Below are 1,271 nucleotides of genomic sequence, written 5' to 3' on the forward strand. Positions count from 1 at the left end.
CCTCCGTCCAAAGTACTTTACTGTCCCAGGACACCGGGATCTCCTCTCAGTTGCGGGCACGCGCCAGCGGCGCGGTGCGCATCAGTCCTTCAGCCTGTCCAGCTGATCCTTGTAGGCACGCGCAAACTCGCGGCTGAACAAGTCGTGAAAATCATTCTCAGCCTGATCGGAAATCTCCGCATACAGCTGTTCGTAGACGTCCCAGTACTGCGCCTTCTTGCCGCGCAGGAGGTCCTTGAGGCCGCCCTTGGTTTCGATCTGGCTCTCCAATGCTTTGGGATCAAGCCGTTTCAAGACACCTTTCAGCGCCGCCTCCATGCCGGTGACCATCGCCACCTCATGTGCCTTGATATCGCGCAACGCCTCTTCGGCAGCCGTCTCTGGCGACAAGTAGCCCTTGGTCGCCGGACGCACCATCGCTTCAACCGCCTGCTCCGGCGTAATCGAGAATTTCAGCGGGTTGTTTCCACCCGCCGAGATCATCGTCTGTTCAATCCGGAATTCGGATTTGATCGAGGTCCGCGTCATCAGGATTTCGCGCAGGCCGATGACCAGCGTCCGCATCACCCGGCCCATGCGCGCCATGGTGCTGGCGTGTTCCGCCGGATCAAGGCTGACTTCGGCGCCCGCACCCTTCAGGAACGCGGCCACCGCGTCTTGCGACGCTGCTGACGGAGGCGCCGCGGATGCAATGGTTTTCTGCTCCCCGGCAGCCCTATCCTGCACCGGCGGTATCTCGGTCGGCGGTGCGGGCGGCACTTCCGGCGGCGGCGCTGCGGGCGGGGTTTCCGGCACCGGGGCCGGAACCTCACGCGGCGGCGGCGCGGGTTGCGGATCGGGGGCAGGCACCGGAGTTTCCGGCTCGCCTATTCCCGTCAGGAAATCATCGTCCCAATCGTCCGGGATCATGTTCGACTGCGCCGCAGGCACGGCAAACCCGTCCGAAGCGGTCGGGTTGTGGTTGGCCAGACTGGCCCCCTCCCCTTCACGCCCGTCGCTGGCTTTTTGAAAAAACGGATCTTCTTCTTCGCCCAGGGGCGGCAGCAGTTCATCAATCGGATCCACTGGATTCAGCTGCGCCGGTCCCTTAAGGCCCTCACCCAGCAAATCATCCAGGAAATCACCGCCCGGCCCTGCATCTTCCAGCAGCTGCAGCGGATCCGGCGCATTGGCGGCATTGCCGTGCGAGGCCGGCCCCTGCGCGGCGGGGGCAGCAATCATGCCGCCGACATCCGCCAGATCATCGCGGATTTCCACCACCAGCTCATAGT

At 63.6% G+C, this 1,271-nt stretch carries 1 protein-coding gene; it reads right to left on the reverse strand.

The window, feature by feature from the left end:
* Nucleotides 1-81 precede the first annotated feature (81 nt).
* Nucleotides 82-1,271: type VI secretion system-associated FHA domain protein TagH (tagH, locus tag A2I95_RS39285; protein WP_291737778.1), on the reverse strand; the 1,190-nt coding region annotated here is incomplete at its 5' end.

This window comes from Leisingera sp. F5 (genome assembly GCF_001593695.1).